Raw genomic sequence first — 26,953 nt, forward strand, 5'->3', positions numbered from 1 at the left:
CGGGAACTTTTCATGAGCCGTCAGCGGGGCTGACGCTATTCGATCTCCTGCTGGATCACGCGTCCCAGCGCGAACAGGCGCTGGTCGATCGTGGTGGGAACCTCGCAGACGAATCGCACAACCTTGTGACGGTCCTCGAAAATGCGGGTCTTCCAGATCAACTCGTTGCTGAGCGCCTCGACCTTGGCGTCGTCACGCGGCGTCGCCCCTTGCAGAGCCTGAAGCTGAAGCGTCTCGTCGCGGATCTTGTCGGCGGCGTCGCGCTGCTTGCGGCTGACGCGTTCGAGCCCGCTCATGACCTGGGAACGCTGCGCGTTGAGCGTGTCGAACAGGCCGGCGAACAGCAATTTTGCGTTCGCGGTCTTGTCGGCAGCGGAGCCTGCAAGAAACTCCTTCACCGACTTCTCGGCCTCGTCCAGCGGCGTCTTGCGCGCCGACAACTTTGCGACCAGCGCACTGACCTTGGCGTCGTCCTTCCACTTGTTCTGGACATCGTCGAGCGGCGGACCGGCCCATACCGCGGCCAGCGAGATCTCCGGCACCTTGGCCTGCGTGCAGGGCCAGTCCGGGTAGCGCGGATCGGCCGCGCGTGCGGCCGTGCCCGACAGCGCGAGTGCCAGAACAGCCGTCGCCAGAACCCGAACCTTCATCCTTCGCCTCCCGCAGGGCCTCGCCGCGCCAGCCCACGCGAGGGATCATAGGCCAAAATCGCGCCGATCATGAAGACGATCGTGCAGGCGGCGACCACCGCCAGCGAGACCCAGTTGATCTGACCGTACAACGCGAAGCGGATCAGCTCGACCGCATGGGTGAACGGATTGACCTGGCAGAGATAGTAGAGATAGGGGCTGCCCTCCTGCACCCGCCAGAGCGGGTAGAGCGCGGAGGAGGCGAAGAACATCGGGAAGATCACGAAGTTCATGACTCCGGCGAAGTTTTCCAGCTGCTTGATGCCGGAGGAGATCAGCATGCCGAGCGAGCCCAGCATCAATCCGGACAGCACCAGCGCCGGCAGCACGGTGAGATAGCCCGACGGCGGCGGGGTGATGTCCCAGAACCAGGCGATCAGCAGGAACGCATAGACCTGGAGCAGCGACACCGCGGTGCCCGCGAGCAGCTTGCAGAACAACAGGAAGCCGCGCGGCAAGGGGCTCACCAGCAGCGTGCGCATGTTGCCCATCTCGCGGTCGTACACCATCGACAGCGAGGACTGCATGCCGTTGAAGAGCTGGATCATCGCCATCAGCCCCGGCGCGATATAGACCTCGTAGAGGATATAGGTCTCGTAGGGCGGGATGATGGAGATGCCGAGCACCTGGCGGAAGCCCGCGGCGAAGATGAACAGCCACACCAGCGGCCGCACCAGCGCCGAGACGAAGCGCTCGCGCTGATGCAGGAAGCGCAGTCCCTCGCGCCAGACGATGCCGGTGAGGCAGGTCATGTACTCGCCGGCCGAGAAACCGCGCGGCGCGCCGTGCGTCGTGATGCTGCTCATGCCCCGCCTCCCGGCATCGTCTGCGCGCCAGTCAGGCGCATGAAGGCGGTGTTGACGTCCTGTGCGCCGGCCTCCGCGACGACGCGGCTCATCGGCCCCTGCGCCAGCACCTTGCCCTGGTGCAGAACCACGAGATCGTCACCGGGCATGATCTCGTCGAACAAGTGCGTCGCCCAGAGCACGCCGATGCCTTGCTCGGTCACGAGCTGGCGGACATGGCTGATGATGTCGGCGCGCGCCTTGACGTCGAGGCCGACGGTCGGCTCGTCCAGCAGAAGCAGGCGCGGCCGGTGCAGCAGCGCGCGGGCGATCTCCAGCCGCCGCATCTGTCCGCCCGAGAGATCGCGCACCTTGCTTGCCGAACGGTCCGCAAGCCCGATCCGGCCGAGCAGCTCGGCGCTGCGCGCGGCGGCCTCGCGGCGGCTGATGCCGTGGAGTGCGGCGTGATAGAGCAGGTTCTGCGTCAGCGACAGGTCGAGGTCGAGCGTGCGCGGCTGGAACACGACGCCAAGCAGCCGCAGCGCCTCGCCCGGGCTCTTGCTGATGTCATGGCCGAAGATGGAGACGCGGCCGGTCTGGATGCCGAACAGGCGCGTGATGAGCGAGAACAGCGTGCTCTTGCCAGCGCCGTTGAGGCCGAGCAACGCGGTAAAGCTCGCAGGCTGCACATTGAAGGACACGTTCACCAGCGCGCGACGCGGGCCGTAAGCATGGCTGACCCCGTCGATCGCCAGCGCCGGCACCGCGGCCGGATCTGGCTTCGGCGTCCCGCGCGGATCGGCGATGGGGGCAGGGCTGGTCATGGCGCGATCGTGATGCCCCAGGGCAGCTCGCCCACCTGAATGGTCTTGATCACTTTTTGTGCGGCGACGTCGATGACGGAGACGTCGTTGGAGACGCCGTTGGTGGTGAGCAAGTATTTTTCGTCGGGCGTGAACGCCATGTGCCAGACGCGTTGGCCGACCAGCAGATATTTCGTCACCTTGCGCGAGGGGACGTCGACGACGGCAATGCGGTTGGCGGGCCCGAGCGCGATGAAGGCGGTCTTGTCGTCTTTGGTCATGCCGATGCCGACCGGCTGGATCGCCTCCTTCCTCAGCCCCGGAATCTCGAACGTGACCTTGCCGATCACCTCGTGCTTTTTCGGATCGATCACCGACACGGTGCCGCCGATCTCCGAGGACACCCAAACTTCCGAGCTGTCGTGCTTGAATTCGGCAAAGCGCGGCCGTGCGTCGACCAGCACGTTGGCGACGATCTGACGAGAAGCTGTGTCTATAAAATGCGCCATGTTGGTCGTCTCGGACGTGTTGATCAACGTCTTGCCGTCGGGGCTGATGGTCATGCCCTCGGGCTCGACGCCGACCTGGATGTCGCCGAGCCGCGCGCGCTTCTCGAGGTCGATCACGGTCACCGTATTGTCGTTCTCGTTGGCGACATAGAGAATTTTTCCCGCCGCATCCTGGGCGAACAGCTCGGGGTCGGGTCCGGAGGGCAGGCTGTCCACCACGGCTTGCGTCTTGGCGTCGATGACCTGGATGGTGTCGTCGTCGCCGACCGCGACCATCACGAACTTGCCGTCGCGGGTGAACTCGATGCCGCGCGGGCGCTGGCCGACCTTGATCGTCTTGGTCACGGTCCAGCCGTCGGTGTCGATCACCGAGACCGTGTTGCTCTTCTCGTTCGAGACATAGGCGATGAAGGCATGCGCGGGCGCTGCGGTGAGCGCTACGAGCACCGTCGCCATCAGCAGACGTAACGTCTGTCCGCGGGCGGTCCTTACCTCCCCCGCTTGCGGGGGAGGTCGTATCGCATCGCTAGATGCGATACGGGAGAGGGCTCTCTGCTCTTGGGGGTTATCGCTTGTGGAGACACCCTCTCCCCAACCCTCCCCCGCAAGCGGGGGAGGGGGCGCAGTGTCGTCGCGGTGGCAGCTCGAACTCATTTCAGAATGCTCACTTCAGCTTGCATTTGCTCTCCGGGCGATCGTAGCCGAGCGTGTCGAGCTCGGAGACCTGGTGCAGGAAACCTTCCTGCGGCGACACCGACACCACCATGCGGCCGTCCACCAGCAGGATCGGCTGGCGCAGTTGCAGGTTCCAGTCGCGCAAGGTCAGCTTTGTGCCCTTGAAGGCGGCGACGGAGAAATCCGGTCCCTTGATGAAATCGGTGACCTTCTTGACGTCGCCGGAGTTGGTGCGCGAGGTGGCTTCACCGATCATGCGCACCGCGGTCCAGGCCTGCATGTCGAGCGGGGTCATGCGCCGCGAGTTCAGCTTCACGAACCGATTCTGCATCTGAATCGCGCCCCATTGGTCCTGCGAAGCGTCCCAACTGCGCGGCACGAGGCCGGCCGAGCCGGCGACGGGGCGCGGGTCCCAGGTGCGATAGGGCAGGTACGCGCCGAACACCTCGCTCTCGTCGGCAGCGACCAGCACGTCATAGGCGGGCGCCTGTTGCGTGAACACCGGCATCTGCCGCTGGATCAACGTCACGCCGCTGTCGGTGCGCCGCGCGCCGCCATTGTCCTCGAAGATGCGCTCCTGCACGATCTTGGCGCCGAACCGCGCCGCAGTGCGCCGCAGTGCATCGGCGAACAGCTTGTCCTCGTCATGCGAGCCGACCACCAGCAGCCAGCGCGACCACTTTTTCCACACCAGATATTGCCCCAGCGCATCCGCCAGCATCGCGCGCGTCGGCGCGGTGTGGATGACATTGGCGCGGCAATCGGCCTCGCGCAACCGCTCGTCGATCGCGCCGGCGTTGAACAGCAGCGTGCCGCGATCACGCAGGGCGTCGGAGGCCTTCAGCAGCGCGTCCGCCGGAAGATCGGCGATGATGAAGCCGTTGCGCGCGGCAAGGTCGGTCGCAGCCTGCACCGCATCCTCGCCCTCCTTGATGCGGCGCTCCTCCAGCGTGAAGCGCTGGCCCGTGAATTTTCCCGTGGTGTTGTTGTCCTCGATGGCGAGGCGCGCGCCGGCGACGCCGTCATTCTCGGCGGGCTGCTCGACCAGCGACAGCGTCGATCTGGTACCGGCGACACCGAGATAGCCGACGCCGATCGTGACAGGGTCGGCCGCGAGCGCACTCGTCGCGGCAAGACCTAAGCCGATCAGGCCGACCAACCATCGGATCATGTTTCCTCCAAACGTTCTCCCCGGCTTGACCGCCGGTGGAGAATTGTCTCTGCTGAAGCATGACCGATTTGTCAGGGCATGCAACCCCGCATTTCGTCGTCGCGAGCTGTGGAGGCGGAATCACGATCATGCGAGCGCTGATATGTTTCGCGGCTTTGCTGTTGACCAGCTCGGTCGCGTTCGCCGATCCGCCGAAGCTCGCGGTGTTCGATTTCGAGCTGATCGACACCAGCCTGCCCGGCGAGTTCTATGGCTCCAAGCCGGAAGAGGCACGGCTGCTGCGCATCAGCGAGCAGCTGCGCAAGGAACTGGCAGAGTCAGGCAAGTTCCAGGTGCTTGACATCGCGCCGGTCAGGGACGCTGCCCGTCACGCCAATCTGCAAGCGTGCGGCGGCTGCGACCTCAAGCTTGCCGGGCAGCTCGGCGCCGAGCTCGAGATCACCGGCATGGTGCAGAAGGTTTCGAACCTGATCATCAATCTGAATGTCTATCTGCGCGACGTGAAGACCGGCCAGATGATCACGGCGGCCAGCGCCGACATGCGCGGCAACACGGATGAATCCTGGTCGCGCACGATGAGCTATCTCATCCGCAACCGCCTGCTGGCGCCGAATTACGGGAAGCCGGAGTAGGGCTCTTTTTCCCTCTCCCCTTGTGGGAGAAGGTGGCGCGAAGCGCCGGATGAGGGGTCTGTCTCCGCGAATTCAATGGCTACGGGACTCGCGGAGAGATACCCCTCACCCGGCTTCGCTTCGCGAAGCCACCCTCTCCCACAAGGGGAGACAGAGGCGTGTTTTTTGTTGTCAGCGCCTGTAGCCGGCCGTCTTTCCACGTCTGTAACATCTTGAATAAGCAGAGCTTTTCCCTATTTTCCCTTCAGGGTCTGTCAGCGGCTGTCGGCCCGCATCCAGCCGATTCACAGTACGCATTTACAGTACGAGGGAAAGACTCACCATGGCACACCGGTCCATTGAGACCGATCTGCAACTGAAGAACAAGAAACCCGAGGCGAAGGAATATCGCGTCACCATTGGCGGCGGCCTGTACGTTGTCGTCGGTACGAACGGCTCGAAGATCTTCCGCTGGGACTACGTGCTCGGCACCAACCCGAAGACGGGCAAGCCCTGGCGCAAGACCTTCACCATCGGCACCTATCCTGAGGTCAAGCTTTCCGAGGCGAGGCAGAAGCGAGACGACGCGCGCGACCTCGTCAAGTCAGGCATCGATCCAGTGCAGCACCGGCAGCTCGGTGAGACTGCATCCGAGGAGAACGGCTATCCGCCCTTTCGCAACGTCGCCAAGGGCTGGCTGACCACGCTGGCGGGCAAGAGCAAAAAGACCAGCCTGCGCGCGGAGCTGATGGTCCACTATCTCTGCGACGGCGTCGAGCTGGACGGGATCAAGGTCCCCGGCTTCGGTGACATCCCGACCGATCAGGTCAAGGGCAAGCACATGTCGCCGATCCTCGTCGCCTTCGAAGACCACTATGAGACCCGCCGCCGCCTGCTTCCGGCCGCGCGCGACATCATGGACTACGGGATGCCGCGCGGCATGGTCCCTGAGGACTATGCGCCGTCGACCGGCTCAGCGCGTCGAAGGGATTCGCCGATCACGTCACCACGAGCCGCCCGGCGATCATCCTGCCAAAGCCGTTCGGCCAGCTGCTGCGCAAGATCGAGACCTACAAGCTCGGCGGGACGCGGCGTCATCTGCACGACCGGATCGCGCTGAAGCTGCTGGCGCTGACCTTCGTCCGCCCCGCCAACGTCCGGATGGCGGAATGGGACGAATTCGATTTCGAGGCGAAGGCGTGGACGATCCCGTTCAAGAAACTGAAGATGGCGAGCCAGCGGAAAGAAAAGCGTGAGGTCGAGCGCGACCTCGTCGTCCCGCTGTCGCGACAGGCCATCGCGCTGCTGATGGAATTGCGGAAGCTGACCGGCAATAGCTGCTACTTGTTCCCGGGCTTCAGCAAGGCCGACCCCGAGGTCGAGATCGGACTGACCGAGGGTCGGCTCAACGATGCGCTCGTCTCGCTCGGCTATCAGGGCATCCACTGTGCCCACGGCTTCCGCTCGTCCGCCTCGACCATGCTCAACGCCGAGCGGATCGTGATCAACGGGCACCAGACTGTGCGCTGGCCCGATCAGAAGGCGCTGGTCGAGGTCCAGCTCGACCACGAAGACGCCTCGACGCAGGCCATCTATGATCGCGGCGGCCGTCTGACCGAGCGCGCCGACATGATGCAGTTCTGGGCCGACAAGCTCGACGCGATGCGCGACGGCGCGGTCGTGCTGCCGTTCGCCGCCTGACAATCACTCGCAAGAGAGACAGACAAGCCGCCCGAGGGCGGCTTTTCTTTTGCTCGGGGCGCAGAGACAAATTGTCTCACATGCTGCGCGATTGCATGGGCGCGCTGATACAAATGCACGCACTGATGCCGCTCTACCCGCGCCGCGCTCTACCTGACGACGAACACCTGTCACATCCGTAACCTGCGCCGCTGCAATTCCTATGACTTTCCTATGCGCGCCGGATCGCGATGTCTCCGTTACCAAACCTTCAGTTTTGAACGCCGCCGCGCGGCCCTACCTAACGAGTTGAAAAACGAAGACGAGACAGCCTCATGAACACGACCGCGCCACCGCCGCTCGCGATCCCCGCAGAACGCGCCGCGCTGATGCGCATCCTCATCGATATGAGCCGCGCAGCATACGAGGGCATCCTGCACGAAGTGCCGAGCGAGGATGGCGGTGTTGACGCCAATCTCGTGGTGGCCCTCGCAGCGGTGATCCTCGGCCATGCCGAAGGCAACGCGATGACCCAGACCGAGATCGCGGATCGCATCGGTGCGCCACGTCCATCCGTCATACGCCGGCTCGACAGGTTGGAAGATCACGGCCTGATCCAACGCATCGATAATAAATATTATCTCGAGCCAGGGCGCGCGGCGAAGGAGCCAGACTCGCGGATGCTAAACCGCTTTATGGAAATCCTTCTGCGCGCCTTCTGCGTGCTCGGTCCTTTCCTCGCGGCCAGAATAAACGCGCTGGTGTCCAGAATGAACGCACTCGCGTCCAGACTGAACACGACGGACTGATGGGCAGAAACTGCAACCATGCGCGGAGCACATTCCGGTTTGAGATTCCCGCGCGATGATGTTTAAGGACCGCTTCCGATGGAGTTGGTTGTAAAAAGGCCCGCTCCGTCTTGATGGCCGAAGCCAAAAAACAGAGCGGGCCAGTATGGGTGAGACGACTCACGAGATCATCGTGAGGCTAGCTAAGCGAATGTGTCTCACCGGTTGAAAACTCGAACGCGGTTGTGACGATACGCCATACAGACGTATGTCTGTCAATCGTTACGCGTTCGCGACAATCCAACTCGCCTGAAAACACAACCGCGCTAGCGTTTTCGTTCTGTAGTAGCAAAACGCAGCAATAACAGCATAAGGCGATCTTTCGCCACAGTTGCCGACTTATCCTGAGTTTAGAAAGAGTCGAATTGCGTCATACTAACCGCAGCGGGGAAAACCTCGCGCGGACAACAAAAGACTAGCTAAGCGTTGCGCCCGATGACCCGTCGCGAGTGCGGACACTGTTCGCTGTGCTGCAGGCCGTTGCCGATTCCGCCATTGGCGACACCGGCAGCCATGTCATGCGCGCACCTTCCGCGCATCGTCGCCGCGAAGACGGCATCACCGCGATCATCCGCTTCAACAACAGAGACGCGATCACGCTGTTCGCGCCGCCCTGCGACGTCGAGGGTACGTGGCGCGAGTTCAATGGGGCATCGGACATCCGCACGCATTCACGCGCGCGGATCATTCAAGCGCTCGGCAGTCGAGCGTCATCACCCAGGGGGGAAAGACATTGCGCGGATTGCGAGTCCGTCGATTGACGGCCAGCCGCCGGCAGGCTGGAGTGCCGAGGTCCCGCCAGCGTGAGGTTTAGTGATGCGTTCCGCGCCCTCGATTGTCCCCGGGTCCGACCGGGATAACTACATGATCCTCGACGACTACGGCCAGCGCCTTGGCCGCGCCTCGCCCGAGATGGACGCGGAGGACACCGACCGGGACGCCGCCAGCATTCCGGCGGTCGAAGACGGCCGCATCCACATCGAGAAGATTAACGCGCCGTTCCTCTTCACGCTCAAGGCCAGTGGCCCGGAGTTCGGTGCGGGCATCAAGTACGCCATCGAGAAGGGACGAAATCCACGAGAGCGGAACTTATGTTCGCTTGCTGGCGGAAAGCAAAGACTTGCTGATGACCTAGCTTGCTTCGTCAGCCATCATTCTTTCAAACCCTGCCAGATCAGTTCGCCGCACTGGCACTGGAAAACGCGGACCGTCTTACCGGTGCGGGGATCTACCATCGCCTCCAGCAGACGAGGCGTGGCTGAGCAGATCGCGCAGCACGGCCGCGAACGCGGAGCATTTTTGACAGCTGCGCGGCTACCTTCCATGCTGTCACTATGTACCAAAGTGCACATAACGTCCTTCACCTAGGATAAGGAACGAAATCGGGAACACGCAGTGCATGCGGCAGCGTAGACGGGAACGTTTGAAGTGTCGGCGCGATTGATCAGACAGAGCACAACGGCTCCCCTTGAGGGAGGGGCCCGACGATGGACCACACCAGCTCGATCTTCGATGAGCTGAGACAAGTCGAACGCGACGTAGTCGAGGGAGAGCGCCGCCTCGCAGAACAGGAACGGCTGATCATTGAGCTGAAGCGTGACGGCCAAAGCACTGAGCGCGCCGAACAGGAGCTGGAAACCCTGCGCAAGGATCAGCGCCTTCGCGAACACGATCGGCAACGGCTTCTATCGAGGCTTCAGCCCTGAACCGTTGGACGTACAGACGAAGAGAAATCGCAGGCCGAGATTAATTTTCGCGTTCGTCGAGGCCGGGGGCTTAATGGCCTACTCCTTTGATCTAGCCGAATTGTATAAGCGCGTTGCCAGCAACATCGACGCAATTTTGCGCGGAGCGAAGGCTGGCGATATTCCGTCGTTCTACCAAGTGACCAAATTTGATCTGTCCATCAACTTGAAGACGGCCCGGCAGCTGGGCCTTTCCGTCCCTCCTGCACTCTTGGCCAGTGCCGACAAGATAGTCGAGTGAACAGGTCCGGTTATGGCCCGTCGCCGACCTGCGCTCGAAGTGCCGAAACGTCTGCTTGCGGGAGATGAGCCGACCAAGGTGAAGCAGCCTGCCAAGGGCAGCTTTTGACCCGTTTCGCCCGTTCTGGAGTTGGAAGGCCACTTAGTCCAGGGTGCCTGCGTTTCTTCCAATGTTTCGGCCAGTTTTGGGTGAACTTTGTCTCACGCGGCTGCTTGTGCTACCTTGCTTCAGTGGTGGCAGACGGTAATTTCCTGAATAACTTCAGGTGGGACTACAAGATGTCACTCGAAAGGCTGATCGGCCGCTTGGAGGCTGTTAGTGGCTTGTCCCCGGTTGAGCGCGATCAACTGTTGGGTCTACCCGTTAAGTTAAAGCAGTTCGCTGATGGCGATTACATATTACGCGAGGGAGATACGGCCACTAACTGCGGCGCGGTCGTAAGCGGGTATGTCTCGCGCCAAAAGATAGTTGGCAGCCGATCGCAAATTCTCGCACTGTACGTTCCAGGCGATATTCCCGATTTGCACACCTTGCACCTCCCGCGCATGGATCATGATCTTTGCAGCGTGGGTCCCTCGACAGTGGCTTTTATTCCGCACTCGGATCTGCAAAACTTGCTGACATCATCCGCGGCGCTTACTCATGTTTTTTGGCGCGAAACTTTGACGGATGGCGCTGTCTTCCGGGAGTGGGTTGCAGCGCTTGGAGCGCGTTCAGCCTTGCCGAGGATCGGGCACCTTCTGTGTGAGCTTGCAGCCCGCCTAGAAGTAGTCGGGCTCATGCGCAACAACAGTTATGAGTTCCCATTCACACAGCAGAACGTGGCGGACGCATGCGGCCTATCGGTTGTGCATGTCAACCGCATGATCCAAGAGCTTCGATCCCGTGGCTTGATCGAGTGGGAAAAGGGCGAGGTAATGCTGCTGAATCGTGGAGAACTAGAAGTCCTTGCAGAGTTCAATGCTGATTATTTGCACATTGATGATGGCAAACGCAGAATTTAGTCCGGCTCTGGCACGTACCGACTAGGCCCAGCCGTGGCAACTTTGCACAACGCGATAGCAACTCTATTACCGGCCAAGGCGGGCAAGGGGTGCCGGTGGGCTGAGAAGCGACGCGGCGCAAGGCCGACTCAGCTACCGACCTCTTTGACGAGGCAGGAATGTCGCATTCTGGCCCTAAGCGTCCTCCGGCTTGGCGCACGTGAATGTCCGTTGCTGGCCCCATCTGCGAAGTTGCGCCTCGTCTGCCCAAGCTAATTGCGCCCGGGCGGGCCAAATTTGTTCAATCTGAGTTCTTCGCGCTTTGACCCGGAACGGACATTTCGCAATTGTCCTCGTCCCACCGACCTAGCCGAGCCTGTGATCGATGGCTGGGTCGAGTTCTCCTGTAGCAACGGCGGTCGGCTTGGCGCGCCGACCACCCTCGAGACTTAGGCGACCTTGTAGAGGCGGCTTTCGAACTCGGCGAACGTCTGCAACGCCTGCGGATCGGCAAACGGCAGGAATTGCATGAGGATGACGCCTGTGATGTTCTTGCTCGGGTCGATCCAGAAATAGGTATTGGCGAGCCCGGCCCAGGCGAGACTGCCGGCGCTTCGCCCGGTCGGCGCAGTCTCGGTGTTGATCATGAAGCCGAGCCCCCATTTTTTGACTATCCCGGGGAAGAATTCAGCATCGCGCGAGCTCCCGGGAATGACGCTCTTCAGCGCGGTGACGTTGGTGTTGCCGATCTGATTCTGTTCCATGGTCGCTACGGTCTCGGGCTGCAATAAGGTCTTGCCGTCGAGGCTGCCGCGGTTAAGGAACATGCGCACGAACTTCAGGTAATCGGGCCCGGTCGAGTAGAGGCCGCCGCCGCCCATGAAAAATTCCGGCTCTTGCGGCATTTCAAATTCGATCGGCTTCAACGCGCCGTCGTCGCCACGCGAGTGCATCCCCACGAGCCGCTCGCGTTGCGACGGACTGAGCCTGAAGCTTGTATCGGCCATGCCGAGAGGCCCGAAAATGTGCTCATGGAAATAACTTTCCAGCCGTTCGCCGCTCACCTTTTCGACCATCTTGCCCGCAAAATCGATATTGATGCCGTATTCCCAGCGGTCTCCGGGGTCGAAAGCCAAGGGCGTCTTGAGCGCATCGTCCTTGCAGGTGATGAGTTTCGGCAGGTTGGCCTGTTTCTCGTAGCGGCCGGTATTCTCGTTCCAGATGTCGTAGGTGTATCCTGCGGTGTGCGTGAGCAGTTGCCGCAGCGTGATCGGCCGCTTGACGGGGCGGAGCTGAGGAGTGCCAACCGCGTCAAACCCCTCCAGCACCTGCGCCGACGCCAAATCCGGCAGGATCTCGCTGGCGGGCTGATCGAGCTTCAGCTTTCCCTGCTCCACCATCTGCATCGCCGCGGCCGTCGTCACGGCTTTGGTCATGGAGGCGATCCAGAACACTGAATCAAGCGTCATTGCCTGCGGCTGCGCGAGGTTACGCACGCCGAACGCGCCCGAATAGATCGTAGCTTTGTCGTTGGCCGCCAGCGCTACAACCCCAGGCGCTTTCCCGGACTTGACCGCCTCGGTCAGCACCTGATCAATGCCGGCCGATCCAGCTGCGGTGTCACCGAAGACCGGGCGTCCAAGACCTGCTGCGAATGCTGCCGCCGCTCCCATCGTTCCGATTGCTTGACGTCTGGTGAGCCCTGTCATTGTTCGCTCCCTCGCCCGGCAGAACGACCAAGGACGGAGCAGCCGGATTGCCCGGTCCCCTGGCGCAGCGCGCCGTCAATTATGCTTCAGCTGGTACTTCCCGGATGGCGGGGTTGTGTGCAAATCTTCTGCCATTTGGGCTAGGTTAGCAACGAAAACCGCGTTCGACGCCTCATGGAATGCGCTGCACCCGACGTCATTGTCGTCCGGATTATCGCGATCAAGAGAATCTCAACAGGTCGATCGAGACGTGGCAACTGGTCGGACTTCCCAAATAATTGCCGTTGCGCAGCATGATCGAAAGACGGACCACTTCCGGTTTTGGCCCCAACCGAACATCTATTCGCACGAGGTAGAACCCACGATTTTCGAAGGAACGCCTTTCAGAGAAACCTGAACTTAGTCAGCGACCTTGACCAACCCGGAGCCGCGGAAATCTGCTAATTTTAATCTGGGCCTTTGGCCCCTGCGGGGGAGGCGACGGTGACCAACTCGGAAGTCTCCAACGACCTACCAGACAAGCCGGCATCCGATAAAGACCCACTGAACAAAACGGCTTCTGATAAAGAACCGGCCAAACCAGCGTCGAGCCTCAACTTTAAGGGTCGCCTCCGTGCGCGATTGCAGGTGATCGGCGGAGCACTCGCTTCGATTGCCGCTATCGGCGCGATCGCGGGCGGCCTCGTCGGCTACTGGACGGTGTGGAAGACGCTCCGCACCGACGTGTTTCCGGACAAGCAACAGACGCAGAGGGAGGCGACGGCCCGGCCCGACATTGCTCCCCGTTTGTCGCTAGTCGTCCTGCCGTTCGCAAACCTCAACAACGATCCGGAGCAGGACTATTTCGCCGACGGCATTACGACCGATCTGACAACCGACCTCGCGCAAATGCCCGGCGCATTCGTTATCGGACGCGGAACGGCCTTTACATACAAGAACAAGCAGATCGATTTCAGGACGCTCGGCAAGGACCTTGGCATCCGCTGGGCGGTCCAGGGCGCGGTGCGGCGCAACGCGGATCAGGTCCGAGTCAACGTATCACTTACGGATATCGCGAGCGGTCGGGACGTCTGGTCCGATCGTTTCGACGGCGATCGTGCGAAGCTCGCCATCTTGCAGGACCAGATCACAGCGCGGCTCGCCCGCTCGCTCAACATTGAACTGATCCAAGCCGAAAGCCGTCGCAGCGAAATGGATCGGTCGAGGAATCCAGATGCCATGGACTTCACGATGCGCGGTTGGGCAAAGTTCTACGAGGCGCAGTCGAAAAGCCAAAATGCTCAGGCAAGGGACTTATTCGATAGTGCGCTGGGCCTCGATCCGGACAACGTTGAGGCCATGATTGGGAAAGCGCGGTGTTTGGCCGCTGCTGTCAACAATCGATGGTCTGCTTCCGTTGTTGAAGACAGAAAACAAGCGATCGACCTCATCGACAGAGTTCTGTCAAAAAACCCGGCAAGCGCGAGTGCTCATACGACCAAGGGGCTCGTTCTTCTATTTGGACACCCTGAGGAGGCATTGGCTGAATACGATGCCGCGCTCGAAATTGATCCAAATAATCCAGCTGTCTACGGTGCTAAAGCTATTGTATTTGTCGTCACCGGGCGGGCGCGCGAAGCCTTCTCGCCTGCCCAGTTGGCTCTCCGTCTCAGTCCCAGAGATCCTTTTGCTCACCTTTGGCGCTACTGGCTCTGCCATGCACACTTGCACCTGCACCAATACAAGGAAGCGATCGAGGAATGCAGGCGCTCGGTCAATCTGAACAACTTGTACTTCTACACCTATGTAGATCTGACATCGGCTTACGGAGCCACGGGGCAATCGGAACAGGCACAGCAGAGTTTGACCGAATTGAACAAGCTTCGACCAGACTTTACGGTCCAGTGGTACCGTGATCTTGGCTACTCAATCTCAAGCAACCCGCAGTTTCGTCGGGAGTTCGATGACATTGTCGATGGGCTAAGGAAGGGAGGCGTCCGGGAGCAATAAAATGCAAGTCTATTCGCTTGCTGACGTGGACGGCCTCTTTCATCTCGAATGTCACCTATTGGCGCATCGGCGAAGTTGCGCCTCGCGGGTCGTAAGTCCGCTCGTTGAGCCAGAGCGGACCAGATTTGCTCAACCTGAGTTCTTCGCGTTTTGACCCTGGCTGTGTGAAAAGTCACGAGTCGGCTAGGATTCTTCCGTTTCCTGATGGGGGATACGGATGGGACGCTTCGTTGAAGGCGCGGACAGATCCCAGCTGACGCTCTTGCCGGAATGTCTGGAGGATTGGGTAGGCGAGGACAACGCGGTCCACGTGATCGATGTGTTCGTCGAGGCGCTCGACCTGCATGGAATGGGGTTTGAGCGTGTGATCGCCAAGGAGACGGGCCGGCCCTCCTATCATCCGGCAGTCCTTCTGAAGCTTTACATCTACGGTTATCTCAATCGGCTGCAATCCAGTCGCCGCCTGGAACGTGAGACGTGCCGCAATGTCGAGGTAATGTGGCTGATTGGGCGCCTGGCTCCCGATCACAAGACGATCGCCGATTTCCGGAAGGATAACGGCGCGGCGATCCGGAAGGTTTGCGCGAAGTTCGTTGCACTATGCCGGCAAATGGGCCTGTTGCAGACCGCAAGCGTCGCAATCGACGGCAGCAAGTTCAAGGCGGTGAACAACCGCGACCGCAACTTCACGCATGCCAAGATGGCAAGGCGGATGGCGCAGATCGAGGAAAGCGTCGGTCGATATCTGCGTCAACTCGATAGCGCCGATCGGCAGGAGCCATCGGAAGCGATCAGCATCAAGACGACGAGGATCAAGGAAAAGATCGCTCGGCTGAAGCAGGAGATGAGCCGCCTGGAAGTGCTTGATGCGCAGATGCGCAACACGCCGGATCAACAGATATCGCTGACCGATCCGGATGCCCGTTCGATGGCCACCAGCGGACGCGGATCGGGTGTCGTCGGCTACAACGTCCAGGTCGCGGTGGACACCGAACACCATCTGATTGTGACGCACGAGGTCATAAACGTCGGCAACGACCGTGGGCAGCTTGCTCGGATGTCGAAGCAGGCCAAAGAAGTGCTCGCAGTGGACAAACTCGATGCGGTCGCCGATCGTGGCTACTTCGACGGAGAGGAGATATTGGCCTGCGAAGAGGCTGGCGTTGCAGTCACCTTGCCCAAGCCCATGACGTCGAACGCCAGGGCGGAGGGCCGGTTCGGCAAACAGGACTTCGCCTACCTGCCTGATGAGGATGTCTACCGCTGCCCATCGGGCCAGCTGCTGCCCTATCACTTCACCAACATCGAGCATGGAATGACGCTGCGCCGTTACTGGTCGACGGCGGCATGCCAAGGCTGCGCGATCAAGAGCCAATGTACGCCGTCCAAGGAGCGCCGGATCACGCGCTGGGAGCATGGGCATGTGGTCGAGGAGGTCCAGCGACGGCTCGATTCCAATCCTGACGCCATGCGGACGCGACGTGAGACAGTCGAGCATCCCTTCGGCACGATCAAAGCCCGTATGGGTGCGACCCACTTCCTGATGAAGCGCCTACGGAATGTCGCCGCTGAGATGGCGCTGCATGTTCTCGCCTATAACCTCACACGGGTGATGAACATCGTCGGCAAACCGCGCCTGATTGCAGCCATCCGCGCCGCCTGAAGGCCGGAAAGCGCGTCCAAAACCGCAATACCCCGTCGCGATACCCACTTTGGCCGGTCATTGGACGATCCGATGCGTCAGCACCGGCCGCCTGCAATGATTGGCGACCACGCCGCGTCCGACCTATCCGTTTGCACACAACCAAGACCCAAACCTGACGTCGATCTACGCGGTCAAACGAGATAGGCTGATGCCCTGGGGTCTAATCGTGAACCGGGACGACCGAGAATTCGTCATTGGCGCACCACCACAGGAAACCTCGCCGGCCCAGCTTTTCGGAGGCGGCGACATTTCCTCAATCGTCGTCCGCCGTCCCATGTGCAGAGATACGGTGAACTTTGCAGCGTGTGACGGGAATGGCGAAGCTGCTTGGGTTTCGTGCTGCGTGTTCTAGCCGCTGCGAGGAGCCGCTGCGATGATGAAGCCGGACATCATGCCAGAGGATCAGCCTTTCACCCTTTCGACCTTACCGCCCGGGCGCGCGCAGAAACGGCTTGCCCTTGCGGTTATGCTCGCCTTCCTTGGCGTCCTTTTAATCTTGGCAGGGGGCCTCTCGAATATCCAGCTGAGGCGGATCGACTCCTTCGTCCCGGCCTACGGCATGGCGATGTTCGTGAATGACATGATCACCGCGGTCCTGCTGTTCAACCAGTTCGCCATCCTGCGCTCGTGTGCCATCCTCGCAATCTCAACCGGGTATCTCTTCACAGCGCTCATGCTTGTCCCCTGGATGCTGGTCTTTCCGGGAGCGTTCGCGCCAGCTGGCCTGCTTGGCACGGGGTTACAGAGCACGGATTGGCTCAACGCTGTGAGGTACGCCGGTTTTCCTACGTTCGTCATCGCGTATACCCTCTTGAAGGGTGTCAATTCGCCTAAGCGATTGTGGGAGGGCTCAGTGGGCGCGACGATTCTTTCGAGTGTTGCGATGACGTCAGCCGTTGTGTGTTCGGTGACAGTCCTTGCCATAGTGGGTGATGCATACTTACCCCGCATCATGCTCGACCCGGTCCATTTTTCTACCTTCGCGCTTTATCTGGCCGGTTGTCTAATCCTGTGGAACGCAATTGCGCTCACTTTGCTCTGGATACGCCAGCGCTCGGTGCTCGATCTGTGGCTGATGGCGGTTGTTTGTGCCTATGCAATTGAGATCTATCTGGTCTCGTATCCCGGTCTGGCCCGGTTCAGCGCCGGCTGGTATGCCGGCCGCGTCTTCGGGTTCGTATCCAGCATTCTTGTGCTCATTGTGCTGTTGCATGAGATAACGACGCTTTACGCGCAGCTGCACCGCGCGGTCCTGGCGCAGCGTCGCGAACGTGAGGCTCCGGCGATGCCGTTTCGGCATCAATTGCCCACGAAATCAAACAGCCACTCACAACGATCAAAGCCAGTGCAAACGCAGGATTGAATTGGCTTGATCGCGGCGAGCCTGAGCTCGATCGTGCCAGGGATGCTTTGCGGCGCGTTGTGACTGCAGGAGACCGTGCGGACGCCTTGGTCGAAAATATCCGGACGCATTTCAGGATGGGCGTACGGCCCCGCACTTACCTTGATATCAACGATGTCATCCGGGGAGCCCTGACGGTCGTTGGCGACAAGCTGCGAACAAATCGGATCGCCGTTCGAGCCGACCTTAACGAACGACTGCCGAGGATAAGAGGCGAACAGATTCAGCTCCAGCAAGTGCTGGTGAATTTGATTGGGAATGCAATCGACTCCATGGCCACCGGGGATGGGGAGCGCTTGCTTTCCATAAAGTCCGAAGTCCATCAGTCCAGATATGTGATGGTGTCGGTGCAAGACACGGGGAAAGGACTCGAGCCGGGCACCGATGATCGAATATTCAACCCGATGTTCACGACCAAGGAGGACGGCATGGGCATGGTGCTGGCGATCTGCCGATCGATCATCGGGGCGCATAAAGGAGAAATATCGGTAATCCCCGATAAGGGCCCCGGCGCCATTTTTCACTTCGCTGTGCCTTTCGATCCGGGCAGCGCATCCTAATTGGGGCCGGCCCCATCCGTATCACGGTCGGCCGCGAGTGCTTGAGCGATCTTCTGAGCCGCCTGAGTCCGACTATGGCTCATCGGCGAAGTTGCGCCGCGCCTGACGGAGGTCCGTTCGTTGGGGCAGAGCGGACCAGACTTGCTCAACCTGAGTTCTTCGCGTTTTGACCCGAAGCGGTCATGGAGGCATCGATGTACATGATGCGCTGGGCGGGCCGATCGCAAACGTTACCAACGAAATAACGAAGGCCCGCGAGGAAGGCGGGCCTTCGACGGATATTCGAATGGCGAAAGCTTTAAGGCCCCATCCTGGCCGAGGCGGGATGTCCGGGCACCTGGAAGCGCTTGCCGGTGTCCATGATGTTGCTGCCATCGACCTTCAGGATCGAGAAGTCCTGCGTAAGGTAGTTGCCAACAAGGAGGTAATTGCCGTCGGGCGTGAACACTGCCGCTTCGGGTAAGCCGCCCACCTCGATGTCTCCAGTCTTGCTCACTTTCTTCCCGTCGATCTTGAGCACCGAAATGCTGCCGTTCTTTTCGTAGAAGTATGCGTTCTTCATATTTGAACCGCGCAGAATCACGGCAACCGCGACGTCGCCCTTTGGGCTGATTGCGAGTCCCTCGGGGCCGTCGCCCACCACCACGCGATCGATGATGCGCGGCGGATTGGCCTCCAAATCAATGACGCTCGTGGTATCCACACTTCCATCGGAAGCACCCGCATTACCATTGTCAGAGGTTAGGGCGATTTTCCCGGCCGGTGCGACCGCAACATTGTACGGCCATTGACCGGTGGGCAGATCCATCTTGTTGTACGTCACCTTTTCGCCCGCAACGTCCAGCATGGAGATCTTATGAGCAGGGAAGCGGGCGACCAAGGCTCGCTTGCCATCCGGGGTGAACGTCACGTGCGACGGACTGTCCGGCATCGCAACGGTGTCCGTGATCTTCACGTCCGTGCCGTTCACGGAGAGGACGCTGATCGAATTGTCTCCTCGATTGGCGACCAGTGCCATCTTGCCATCTGGGCTGAAGCTGAGCCCTGAAGGCTGCTTCCCACCCGTGAGCGTTGCCGCCAGCTTAGGCGGATTGGCCTGCAGGTCGACGACGTAGATCCTATTATCGAGCATCTGTTTCAGCGCGTCGCCGTCCTTGACGACATCGACGGAGTCGGCGACCAGCGCCACCGCGCCGCTGGGATCGATCGCAACGTTCACGGGCGGTCCGACGACCGAGTTCTTGAGCGGCAGGGCAGCGATGATCTTGGGGGTCTCAGGAGATGCGAGGTCGACGATCAGAACTTGATCCTTGCCGGGTGCGGACAGAATGGGCTTGCCGCTTTCGTCCCACAGAAGTTTCTCATCGAGGCCGACAATCATGAAGGGCTTCGCGTGCCCATTGCTAAAGCTCGTAGTTAGCAGCATGACGGCCGCGAATGATAGTCCTATGGAACGGTTACGCGACATCTTGGCGTCCTCCGAAAATAACGCCCGCCTCTGGCGGGCGGTTCTCGGCAGCTTACGCCGTGAATCATTCCTTTGCTAGTAGCGCTTCGTCTGCTCGTGGCCCGAGCTGCCTAACTCAATGCTTGCCCAAGCGTCGGCAGTCGAGGAAGACCGGAAGCTCGCAGCGGCCTCCACCGCCGGCTTTGGCCCATCAGCGAAGTTGCGCTTCGTTCAGCGAAGGCCCGCTTCCTGCGGCTGACCGGACTGCATTTGCTCGCTCTGAGTTCTTCGCCTTTGACCCTTAGCGGATCTGCTCTCCCTCTCGCGTAGCCAGAACCCACCTCGGATATTCTTTGATCTATATCAACCGGCGCGGGAATCGCTTGGCTTTGATCGCCTGGCTAAAGATCCGATCCAAATAAGCGCCAGGTGCTTAAGGCGGCAGACATCCTTGCGCTCGCGACTCTTGCCGCCGTCATCGATCGGCGCGGATAGCTCGAGCTGATCGACGCCGCCGCAAGCCATTCCGGCTTCAGGCGCATCGCCAGGAAGAGGATCATGTAATGAGTAACGATAGGATTCCGGCCGAGCCAAACAAGGAGACCGGACCCGGCAGCGCAGGATTGAAACGCCGCGATCTCTTGTTGAGTGGTAGTTCTCTCGTCGCTGCTTCGGCGCTCTCGGCGGTCGGATTGACGAGTCCGGTACAAGCGCAGCAACCGGCACCAGCGCCCGCAGCGGCCGGCCAGCGGCCGAACATCGTCGTCATCATGGGAGACGACATCGGCATCTGGAATATCGGCGCGTACCACCGCGGGATGATGGCCGGGCGGACGCCAAACCTCGACAAGATCGCCGCCGAAGGCATGCTGTTCACCGATTACTACGCCGAGGCGAGTTGCACGGCGGGGCGCGCCAACTTCATCACCGGTGAGTTGCCGATCCGGACCGGCATGACCACAGTCGGCCAGGCCGGCGCTCCCACCGGCTTGCCGGCGGAGGCCGTGACCATCGCCACCGCGCTAAAGGGCATGGGCTATGCCACCGGCCAATTCGGCAAGAATCACCTTGGCGACAAGAACGAGTTTTTGCCGACGGTGCATGGCTTCGACGAATTCTTCGGCTACCTGTATCACCTCGATGCGATGGAAGATCCGGCCCACCCCGGGCTATCCGCAGGACCTGTTGAACGTCGTCGGTCCGCGCAACATGCTCCATACGTGGGCGACCGATGTCGACGATGCCACCGTGGACCCGCGCTGGGGCAAGGTGGGCAAGCAAAGGATCGAGGACGCCGGCACGCTCTATCCCAAGCGGATGGAAACCGTGGACGACGAAATCCGGGACCTTGCTTTGAAGTTCATTGAGAAGGCCAAGGCCGACAACAAGCCGTTCTTCCTGTGGCTCAATCCAACCCGCATGCACATCGTCACGCACTTGTCGCCAAGATACCAGGCGATGCGCAATTCCAAGAACGGCTGGACGATTCATGAAGCCGGTATGGCGCAGCTCGACGACGATGTCGGCATCGTTATGCAAAAGCTCAAGGACATGGGCGTGGATGACAACACCATCGTAATCTTCACTACCGACAACGGCACAGAGGTCTTCACCTGGCCGGATGGCGGACAGACGCCATTCGCGCAAAGCAAAGGCACCGTCATGGAAGGCGGTTTCCGTGTGCCGGCAATGATCCGCTGGCCTGGCAAGGTGCCGGCCGGCAAGGTCGAGAACGGCATCATCTCCGGGCTGGACTGGTTCCCGACCTTACTAGCCGCAGCCGGCAACCCGAACATTGTCGAGGAGTTGAAGAAGGGCAAACACATCGGGGACCGCACCTACAAGTGCCATCTGGACGGTTACAATCAGATGGACATGATCACCGGCAAAGGGCCGTCGAGGCGGCACGAAATCTGGTACTTCGGCGAGAGCGAGCTGGGAGCCGTGCGCATCGACGACTTCAAGTATCGTTTCATCGACCAGCCTGGAGGCTGGCTGGGCGAAAAAAGCAAGGTTGACGTGCCCTATTTGACCAACCTTCGCCTCGATCCGTTCGAGCGGACTGGCTGGCCCGATAGCGGGACCAAATTTGGCGCGCAGCAATACTTCGACTGGTTCAAATATGAATTCTGGCGCTTCGTGTTCGTTCAGCAGGAGGTCGAGAAACTGGCCATGACGGCGATCGAGTTTCCGCCGATGCAGAGGGGGGCAAGCTTCAATCTAGATGCGGTGAAGGCCAAGATCGAGGCCGCCAGGACGGCGATGGCGAAATAAAAATTCATATCGTCAAGGTGGGGCGGCCGGCCTCTCGGCCGCCCCACGCTGCACCAAAAAATGTCTCCTTCTGGCCGATTTTGTTGCAAAAGGCGGCTGTAACCGACGGATGTCTTTCGGCCATTCGGTAAGGCGGACCGGCTTTGATCCGCCGTCCCTGACGCTCTCAATGCAACTCCTACGCTACGCAATGCACAGGGCATGAGCGGGTGGTGGTCGCGCAACGAACAACGCGAGGCGCCTCAGATTTTGAGCGATGGCGGCCAGAACAAACTCGTCCTGGGCGCCCCGTGGGCCACGAAGCCGAAGTCGACCGAGCCTCAGGATGCGCTTCAAGTGTGCAAACTGCATCTCGACCTTCTTGCGCTGACGTCGCGACGTCTCGAAGCCCTCGGTGCCAGCGAACGACCGGGCGACGTCCCGGGCGTGCTCATGTATGTCGCGCGGGATCTTGCGCGATGGTTCTTTTGGACAGCACTGCGGTTTAAGCGGGCATGCGTCGCAGTCGAGCTTGCTCGCACGATACAGAAACGTTTTACCCTCGTGCACGGTGCCGCTCGTCCCGAGCCGCTTTCCGCCCGGACAGTGGTAGACGTCGCTGGTCGGATCATATCGAAAGTCACTGCGTGAGAAGGTGCCGTCATCTCGCTTCGACTTGTCGAACACGGGGATATGTGGCGCGATGCCCTTCTCCTCGACTAGCCAGTTCAGCATCGGAGCAGCCCCGTAAGCGGTATCCCCGACAAGCCGCTCCGGCTTGAGACCAAAGCGCTCCTCGGTTCGTTCGATCATGGTCTTTGCTGCACCGACTTCGGCCTGGCGAATGGCGCGGGACGCCTCGACATCAACGATGACGCCGAACTTCACGTCGATGAGATAATTGTCGGAGTAAGCGAAGAATGCTGGTCCCTTGTGAGCTCCGGTCCACTGGGCCGCGGGATCGGACAGCGAGATGAACTTCGGGACAACGTCGCTGGCCGCGCCCCACGCCGTATCGTCGAGGGTTGCCAGATACTCCTTCACCGCGCGGCTTGACCTCGCCGGATCGCGATCCTTGCGCCAATCCTGACCCGCAATCGAGCGCTGCTTGTTGGCGTCGGCAGCAATCAGGCTCGCATCGACGGCAAAGCCTTCGCCACCAACCAGACCCGCCAAAATGCACGCCTCGACGACGCGTTCAAACACGCGACGGAAAACATCCCCCTCGCGGAAACGCTCGTTGCGGGCCCGCGAGAAGGCCGAATGGTCTGGGATGGCATCTTCAATGCCGAGTTTGCAGAACCAACGATAGGCGAGGTTCACCTGTACTTCACGACAGATCAGCCGCTCCGAGCGGAGCGCAAAGACATACCCCAGGACCAGCATCCGGATCATCAGCTCCGGATCGATCGACGGACGACCCATGGACGAATAATGAGGAGCAAGTTCGCTGCGAAGCCAAGACAGATCGAGAGCAGTGTCGATCTTCCGCACCAGATGATCTTCGGGAACCGCGTCGCTGAGATGAAACTCGTAGAACAGTTGACCTTGGTCACTCTTCAGAGGCCCATCATGGATCGACCTCGTCGCGATTCGCGTCAACACAACGGAATCACGCTTGCCGGCTCGTCTCAACTGACTTTTGCAACAAAATCGGCCAGCAGCGGAAGTCAACGTGGGCTGAATGAAAGAGGACGCCAGCTGGAGCGGCCCTACTTCATTTTCTTTGATGTGCTGGTGCTCCACAAATGCCGATGCAGCGTCGGTAGGGACGCATTCCCTTCGCCGGACCAAGGCGACCTTGATCTATCGCCGAACCGGCAACCTGCGAGCCGTACAGCTCCTTCTGTGGCATACTAAGATTGAGAGCACCGTTCGATATCTCGGCATCGAGGTCGACGACGTCCTCGCGATAGCAGAACAAGTCGACGTCTGACTTCGGGGCAGAGCAGACGCGCTCTGCGCTGCCCTCAAAGACGGCTCCGAGGCGTGGCAGCTCTCAGATCTCACAAACCCTTTGATTCAGATTACACGTCAGGGTTACATTGACGGCTGGCAGCGCTTAGCTGCCACTACTCGTCATTTTTCAACGGAAACGCATCAGAGGTCGTTGATGATACTATAGGGAGGAACAGCATGAACCGACGAACTGTCCTGGCTTTGGGGCTGCTATCTGCTGCATTCGCCTGTGCAGGACCCCAGATGGGGCTCGCACAGAGCGATCTCTTGATAGGGACCTGGAGGCTCAACGTCGAAAAATCAAAATTTAGTCCTGGCCCACCACCCAAGAGCCAAACGCTAAATTTTCAGAGGGTCGGGCAAGATCTCCAGAATACTGCCGAGACGATCGATGCTCAGGGTCACGCCTCAAAGATCGTGTTCATGCACATCTACGATGGGAAGCCTCACCCCACCACGGGCAATCCCTTGTTTGATGCGACGACCTACACATCAGTCGATGATCACCACGTGAAGTGGGTCCGGTCCAAAGCCGAAAAGCCGATTCAAACCGGCTCCAACGAGATTTCGCCCGACGGAAAGACTTTCACGGTTACTACCGAGGGCACCGGCGCCAACGGTCAGCCCATTAGCAGCGTTGCCATCTACGAAAGGCAGTGAGGAACGTGCCTGGCGCTGCATCGGGCAAGCCGATGCAGCGCATCCGCAACTTCCTGGGCCATTGGCAGGCAAGTATGATCGTGCGCACGAAGTCCAGACCGGGGCAGCACCTAAGTCTGCTTAGGGTCAAAGGCTGGCCCGGCGTCTCCAGGATGACTTTCCGCTCAACCCTCGGAAGCGGACGGTGCGAGGCCGAGAGCGGTGGTCAGCAACGGGCCGATTTTGTTGCAAAAGGCGGCTGTAACCGACGGATGTCTTTCGGCCATTCGGTAAGGCGGACCGGCTTTGATCCGCCGTCCCTGACGCTCTCAATGCAACTCCTACGCTACGCAATGCACAGGGCATGAGCGGGTGGTGGTCGCGCAACGAACAACGCGAGGCGCCTCAGATTTTGAGCGATGGCGGCCAGAACAAACTCGTCCTGGGCGCCCCGTGGGCCACGAAGCCGAAGTCGACCGAGCCTCAGGATGCGCTTCAAGTGTGCAAACTGCATCTCGACCTTCTTGCGCTGACGTCGCGACGTCTCGAAGCCCTCGGTGCCAGCGAACGACCGGGCGACGTCCCGGGCGTGCTCATGTATGTCGCGCGGGATCTTGCGCGATGGTTCTTTTGGACAGCACTGCGGTTTAAGCGGGCATGCGTCGCAGTCGAGCTTGCTCGCACGATACAGAAACGTTTTACCCTCGTGCACGGTGCCGCTCGTCCCGAGCCGCTTTCCGCCCGGACAGTGGTAGACGTCGCTGGTCGGATCATATCGAAAGTCACTGCGTGAGAAGGTGCCGTCATCTCGCTTCGACTTGTCGAACACGGGGATATGTGGCGCGATGCCCTTCTCCTCGACTAGCCAGTTCAGCATCGGAGCAGCCCCGTAAGCGGTATCCCCGACAAGCCGCTCCGGCTTGAGACCAAAGCGCTCCTCGGTTCGTTCGATCATGGTCTTTGCTGCACCGACTTCGGCCTGGCGAATGGCGCGGGACGCCTCGACATCAACGATGACGCCGAACTTCACGTCGATGAGATAATTGTCGGAGTAAGCGAAGAATGCTGGTCCCTTGTGAGCTCCGGTCCACTGGGCCGCGGGATCGGACAGCGAGATGAACTTCGGGACAACGTCGCTGGCCGCGCCCCACGCCGTATCGTCGAGGGTTGCCAGATACTCCTTCACCGCGCGGCTTGACCTCGCCGGATCGCGATCCTTGCGCCAATCCTGACCCGCAATCGAGCGCTGCTTGTTGGCGTCGGCAGCAATCAGGCTCGCATCGACGGCAAAGCCTTCGCCACCAACCAGACCCGCCAAAATGCACGCCTCGACGACGCGTTCAAACACGCGACGGAAAACATCCCCCTCGCGGAAACGCTCGTTGCGGGCCCGCGAGAAGGCCGAATGGTCTGGGATGGCATCTTCAATGCCGAGTTTGCAGAACCAACGATAGGCGAGGTTCACCTGTACTTCACGACAGATCAGCCGCTCCGAGCGGAGCGCAAAGACATACCCCAGGACCAGCATCCGGATCATCAGCTCCGGATCGATCGACGGACGACCCATGGACGAATAATGAGGAGCAAGTTCGCTGCGAAGCCAAGACAGATCGAGAGCAGTGTCGATCTTCCGCACCAGATGATCTTCGGGAACCGCGTCGCTGAGATGAAACTCGTAGAACAGTTGACCTTGGTCACTCTTCAGACGGCCCATCATGGATCGACCTCGTCGCGATTCGCGTCAACACAACGGAATCACGCTTGCCGGCTCGTCTCAACTGACTTTTGCAACAAAATCGGCCAAGGGGAGACATTTCGAGGTGGCCCCTCGCCTGCTATAATTCCGCGTTAATCAGCGATCACGATAAGTCCCGAAGAGGTGTTTAACCCTTATGTAGGAGGCAACAATGAGCGATCCGAATTCGGTGATTGTGAAGATTTTGCGCAAGGAAACATTCCTTCCGTATTTGCGGTCCTCGACGCGAGCATCACCTGGCACGTTCCCGGTCATAGTCTGCTCTCAGGCAACTATACCGGCCACGATCAGGTCGGAGGCTTCTTTCAACGCACGATGGAGCTTTCCGGAGGCGCGTTCGGAATTGATGTTCACAATGTGCTGGCTGACCACGGTCTCGTTGTCGCCTTGGTCACTGTGAAAGCAGAACGAAACGGGCTTTCCGCGTCGTTTCCGGAGATCCACGTCTGGCGGATGAAGAACGGAAAGGCGACCGACTTCCGCGAGTATCAAGGCGATGAGCAGCGGGAGGACCGGTTCTGATCCTGAGACGCTGGCTCTCCTTTCCGGCCTCCCTTCGGAGTCAAAAGCAGCGGTCGGCCGCGAATTCTTATGGTCTGGTTGACCCTCCACAGGCGACGTTGCCACGGCCAGTCGGGTGTTCAGTTGCGAGCCACAAACGGACTTTGAGCTTAGTCGCTAGCAGTCGATCCAGACACCAAGAACTCATTCAGCAGGTGCCGCTTGATCCTAATCGGTTCACGCTCCCCTTGCGAAGCCAGCCAGAGGACGCGCTCGGCCACTTCCACGGCAGA

24 protein-coding genes and 2 pseudogenes are annotated in these 26,953 nt (G+C 60.3%); 17 read left to right on the forward strand and 9 right to left on the reverse strand.

Features of this window, described 5'->3' with window-relative positions:
• Positions 1-35: 35 nt before the first annotated feature.
• From AAFG16_RS15380 to AAFG16_RS15400, 5 genes are all read right to left on the reverse strand, one after another.
• On the reverse strand, positions 36-650 hold the full coding sequence (locus tag AAFG16_RS15380) for a hypothetical protein (RefSeq protein ID WP_283085368.1): 615 nt from the start codon (positions 648-650) through the stop codon (positions 36-38).
• On the reverse strand, positions 647-1,495 hold the full coding sequence (locus AAFG16_RS15385; RefSeq protein WP_342739668.1) for an ABC transporter permease: 849 nt from the start codon (positions 1,493-1,495) through the stop codon (positions 647-649). The genes AAFG16_RS15380 and AAFG16_RS15385 overlap by 4 nt, the downstream gene beginning before the upstream one ends.
• Positions 1,492-2,298, reverse strand: a complete 807-nt coding sequence (locus AAFG16_RS15390) for an ABC transporter ATP-binding protein (protein ID WP_342739669.1) — start codon at positions 2,296-2,298, stop codon at positions 1,492-1,494. Before AAFG16_RS15390 ends, AAFG16_RS15385 begins: the two co-directional genes overlap by 4 nt.
• On the reverse strand, positions 2,295-3,242 hold the full coding sequence (locus AAFG16_RS15395; protein ID WP_283085371.1) for a YVTN family beta-propeller repeat protein: 948 nt from the start codon (positions 3,240-3,242) through the stop codon (positions 2,295-2,297). The genes AAFG16_RS15390 and AAFG16_RS15395 overlap by 4 nt, the downstream gene beginning before the upstream one ends.
• 208 nt (positions 3,243-3,450) lie before the next feature.
• A complete protein-coding gene (locus tag AAFG16_RS15400) occupies positions 3,451-4,632 on the reverse strand; it encodes an ABC transporter substrate-binding protein (protein WP_342739670.1) in 1,182 nt (393 codons plus the stop codon).
• A 59-nt stretch (positions 4,633-4,691) separates the two neighbouring features.
• Between AAFG16_RS15400 and AAFG16_RS15405 the strand changes: the two genes are divergently transcribed.
• The 9 genes from AAFG16_RS15405 (at position 4,692) to AAFG16_RS15445 (ending at position 10,761) form a co-directional block, all read left to right on the forward strand.
• Positions 4,692-5,264 carry a DUF3280 domain-containing protein gene (locus AAFG16_RS15405; protein ID WP_342739671.1) on the forward strand — a complete coding sequence of 191 codons (573 nt, stop codon included), beginning with the start codon at positions 4,692-4,694 and terminating at the stop codon, positions 5,262-5,264.
• Positions 5,265-5,586: 322 nt separating this feature from the next.
• Entirely contained in the window at positions 5,587-6,363 is a 777-nt protein-coding gene (locus AAFG16_RS15410; protein WP_342739672.1) for an Arm DNA-binding domain-containing protein, read from the forward strand.
• 11 nt (positions 6,364-6,374) lie between these two features.
• On the forward strand, positions 6,375-6,944 hold the full coding sequence (locus tag AAFG16_RS15415) for a site-specific integrase (RefSeq protein ID WP_342740909.1): 570 nt from the start codon (positions 6,375-6,377) through the stop codon (positions 6,942-6,944).
• 314 nt (positions 6,945-7,258) lie between these two features.
• Positions 7,259-7,732, forward strand: a complete 474-nt coding sequence (locus AAFG16_RS15420; protein ID WP_342739673.1) for a MarR family transcriptional regulator — start codon at positions 7,259-7,261, stop codon at positions 7,730-7,732.
• A gap of 506 nt (positions 7,733-8,238) precedes the next feature.
• Positions 8,239-8,532, forward strand: coding sequence for a hypothetical protein (locus AAFG16_RS15425; protein WP_342739674.1), 294 nt, complete (start codon positions 8,239-8,241; stop codon positions 8,530-8,532).
• A 103-nt stretch (positions 8,533-8,635) separates the two neighbouring features.
• The gene (locus AAFG16_RS15430) at positions 8,636-9,139 is read left to right on the forward strand and encodes a hypothetical protein (RefSeq protein ID WP_342739675.1); all 504 of its coding nucleotides are present in this window, start codon (positions 8,636-8,638) and stop codon (positions 9,137-9,139) included.
• A gap of 119 nt (positions 9,140-9,258) precedes the next feature.
• A complete protein-coding gene (locus AAFG16_RS15435) occupies positions 9,259-9,477 on the forward strand; it encodes a hypothetical protein (protein WP_283085360.1) in 219 nt (72 codons plus the stop codon).
• Positions 9,478-9,550: 73 nt separating this feature from the next.
• The gene (locus AAFG16_RS15440; RefSeq protein WP_342739676.1) at positions 9,551-9,757 is read left to right on the forward strand and encodes an ABC transporter substrate binding protein; all 207 of its coding nucleotides are present in this window, start codon (positions 9,551-9,553) and stop codon (positions 9,755-9,757) included.
• 278 nt (positions 9,758-10,035) lie between these two features.
• Complete coding sequence (locus AAFG16_RS15445; protein WP_342739677.1) at positions 10,036-10,761, forward strand: Crp/Fnr family transcriptional regulator; 726 nt, start codon at positions 10,036-10,038, stop codon at positions 10,759-10,761.
• Positions 10,762-11,189: 428 nt separating this feature from the next.
• Here AAFG16_RS15445 and AAFG16_RS15450 read toward each other — a convergent pair whose 3' ends face one another.
• Complete coding sequence (locus tag AAFG16_RS15450) at positions 11,190-12,449, reverse strand: serine hydrolase domain-containing protein (protein ID WP_283085357.1); 1,260 nt, start codon at positions 12,447-12,449, stop codon at positions 11,190-11,192.
• 483 nt (positions 12,450-12,932) lie between these two features.
• Between AAFG16_RS15450 and AAFG16_RS15455 the strand changes: the two genes are divergently transcribed.
• From AAFG16_RS15455 to AAFG16_RS15470, 4 genes are all read left to right on the forward strand, one after another.
• On the forward strand, positions 12,933-14,438 hold the full coding sequence (locus AAFG16_RS15455) for a tetratricopeptide repeat protein (protein WP_342739678.1): 1,506 nt from the start codon (positions 12,933-12,935) through the stop codon (positions 14,436-14,438).
• A gap of 217 nt (positions 14,439-14,655) precedes the next feature.
• On the forward strand, positions 14,656-16,101 hold the full coding sequence (locus AAFG16_RS15460; RefSeq protein WP_342739679.1) for an IS1182 family transposase: 1,446 nt from the start codon (positions 14,656-14,658) through the stop codon (positions 16,099-16,101).
• 415 nt (positions 16,102-16,516) lie between these two features.
• On the forward strand, positions 16,517-17,506 hold the full coding sequence (locus AAFG16_RS15465) for an MASE4 domain-containing protein (protein WP_342739680.1): 990 nt from the start codon (positions 16,517-16,519) through the stop codon (positions 17,504-17,506).
• Positions 17,479-18,105, forward strand: a complete 627-nt coding sequence (locus AAFG16_RS15470; RefSeq protein WP_342740910.1) for an ATP-binding protein — start codon at positions 17,479-17,481, stop codon at positions 18,103-18,105. The genes AAFG16_RS15465 and AAFG16_RS15470 overlap by 28 nt, the downstream gene beginning before the upstream one ends.
• 298 nt (positions 18,106-18,403) lie before the next feature.
• On the opposite strand, the gene AAFG16_RS15475 is transcribed toward AAFG16_RS15470, so the two are convergent.
• Complete coding sequence (locus tag AAFG16_RS15475; RefSeq protein WP_342739682.1) at positions 18,404-19,486, reverse strand: beta-propeller fold lactonase family protein; 1,083 nt, start codon at positions 19,484-19,486, stop codon at positions 18,404-18,406.
• Positions 19,487-20,115: 629 nt separating this feature from the next.
• Between AAFG16_RS15475 and AAFG16_RS15480 the strand changes: the two are divergent.
• Positions 20,116-21,826 (forward strand): annotated as a pseudogene (locus AAFG16_RS15480) (arylsulfatase).
• A gap of 183 nt (positions 21,827-22,009) precedes the next feature.
• Here the strand turns inward: AAFG16_RS15480 and AAFG16_RS15485 are convergent.
• Positions 22,010-23,368, reverse strand: coding sequence for an IS1182 family transposase (locus AAFG16_RS15485; protein WP_342740911.1), 1,359 nt, complete (start codon positions 23,366-23,368; stop codon positions 22,010-22,012).
• Between the two features lie 205 nt (positions 23,369-23,573).
• Between AAFG16_RS15485 and AAFG16_RS15490 the strand changes: the two are divergent.
• Positions 23,574-23,741: pseudogene (locus AAFG16_RS15490) on the forward strand (integrase); the annotation flags it as partial.
• A 200-nt stretch (positions 23,742-23,941) separates the two neighbouring features.
• A complete protein-coding gene (locus AAFG16_RS15495; protein WP_283085325.1) occupies positions 23,942-24,424 on the forward strand; it encodes a hypothetical protein in 483 nt (160 codons plus the stop codon).
• Positions 24,425-24,749: 325 nt separating this feature from the next.
• Here the strand turns inward: AAFG16_RS15495 and AAFG16_RS15500 are convergent, their stop codons facing one another.
• Positions 24,750-26,120: an IS1182 family transposase gene (locus tag AAFG16_RS15500; protein WP_342739683.1), complete on the reverse strand. Its 1,371-nt coding sequence runs from the start codon at positions 26,118-26,120 to the stop codon at positions 24,750-24,752.
• Between the two features lie 162 nt (positions 26,121-26,282).
• Between AAFG16_RS15500 and AAFG16_RS15505 the strand changes: the two genes are divergently transcribed.
• Positions 26,283-26,681, forward strand: a complete 399-nt coding sequence (locus AAFG16_RS15505) for a nuclear transport factor 2 family protein (RefSeq protein WP_342739684.1) — start codon at positions 26,283-26,285, stop codon at positions 26,679-26,681.
• Positions 26,682-26,953 lie beyond the last annotated feature (272 nt).

Origin of the sequence: Bradyrhizobium sp. B117 (assembly GCF_038969555.1) — a bacterium.
Classification (GTDB): Bacteria; Pseudomonadota; Alphaproteobacteria; order Rhizobiales; family Xanthobacteraceae; genus Bradyrhizobium.

Excerpts from the sequence above, each read along its gene's own strand:
- AAFG16_RS15380 (WP_283085368.1), bottom strand. The coding sequence starts at position 650 with ATGAAGGTTCGGGTTCTGGCGACGGCTGTTCTGGCACTCGCGCTGTCG.
- AAFG16_RS15385 (WP_342739668.1), bottom strand. The coding sequence starts at position 1,495 with ATGAGCAGCATCACGACGCACGGCGCGCCGCGCGGTTTCTCGGCCGGC.
- AAFG16_RS15390 (WP_342739669.1), bottom strand. The coding sequence starts at position 2,298 with ATGACCAGCCCTGCCCCCATCGCCGATCCGCGCGGGACGCCGAAGCCA.
- AAFG16_RS15395 (WP_283085371.1), bottom strand. The coding sequence starts at position 3,242 with ATGGCGACGGTGCTCGTAGCGCTCACCGCAGCGCCCGCGCATGCCTTC.
- AAFG16_RS15400 (WP_342739670.1), bottom strand. The coding sequence starts at position 4,632 with ATGATCCGATGGTTGGTCGGCCTGATCGGCTTAGGTCTTGCCGCGACG.
- AAFG16_RS15405 (WP_342739671.1), top strand. The coding sequence starts at position 4,692 with ATGACCGATTTGTCAGGGCATGCAACCCCGCATTTCGTCGTCGCGAGC.
- AAFG16_RS15410 (WP_342739672.1), top strand. The coding sequence starts at position 5,587 with ATGGCACACCGGTCCATTGAGACCGATCTGCAACTGAAGAACAAGAAA.
- AAFG16_RS15420 (WP_342739673.1), top strand. The coding sequence starts at position 7,259 with ATGAACACGACCGCGCCACCGCCGCTCGCGATCCCCGCAGAACGCGCC.
- AAFG16_RS15430 (WP_342739675.1), top strand. The coding sequence starts at position 8,636 with ATGATCCTCGACGACTACGGCCAGCGCCTTGGCCGCGCCTCGCCCGAG.
- AAFG16_RS15435 (WP_283085360.1), top strand. The coding sequence starts at position 9,259 with ATGGACCACACCAGCTCGATCTTCGATGAGCTGAGACAAGTCGAACGC.
- AAFG16_RS15440 (WP_342739676.1), top strand. The coding sequence starts at position 9,551 with ATGGCCTACTCCTTTGATCTAGCCGAATTGTATAAGCGCGTTGCCAGC.
- AAFG16_RS15445 (WP_342739677.1), top strand. The coding sequence starts at position 10,036 with ATGTCACTCGAAAGGCTGATCGGCCGCTTGGAGGCTGTTAGTGGCTTG.
- AAFG16_RS15450 (WP_283085357.1), bottom strand. The coding sequence starts at position 12,449 with ATGACAGGGCTCACCAGACGTCAAGCAATCGGAACGATGGGAGCGGCG.
- AAFG16_RS15460 (WP_342739679.1), top strand. The coding sequence starts at position 14,656 with ATGGGACGCTTCGTTGAAGGCGCGGACAGATCCCAGCTGACGCTCTTG.
- AAFG16_RS15465 (WP_342739680.1), top strand. The coding sequence starts at position 16,517 with ATGATGAAGCCGGACATCATGCCAGAGGATCAGCCTTTCACCCTTTCG.
- AAFG16_RS15475 (WP_342739682.1), bottom strand. The coding sequence starts at position 19,486 with ATGATTGTCGGCCTCGATGAGAAACTTCTGTGGGACGAAAGCGGCAAG.
- AAFG16_RS15495 (WP_283085325.1), top strand. The coding sequence starts at position 23,942 with ATGAACCGACGAACTGTCCTGGCTTTGGGGCTGCTATCTGCTGCATTC.
- AAFG16_RS15500 (WP_342739683.1), bottom strand. The coding sequence starts at position 26,120 with ATGATGGGCCGTCTGAAGAGTGACCAAGGTCAACTGTTCTACGAGTTT.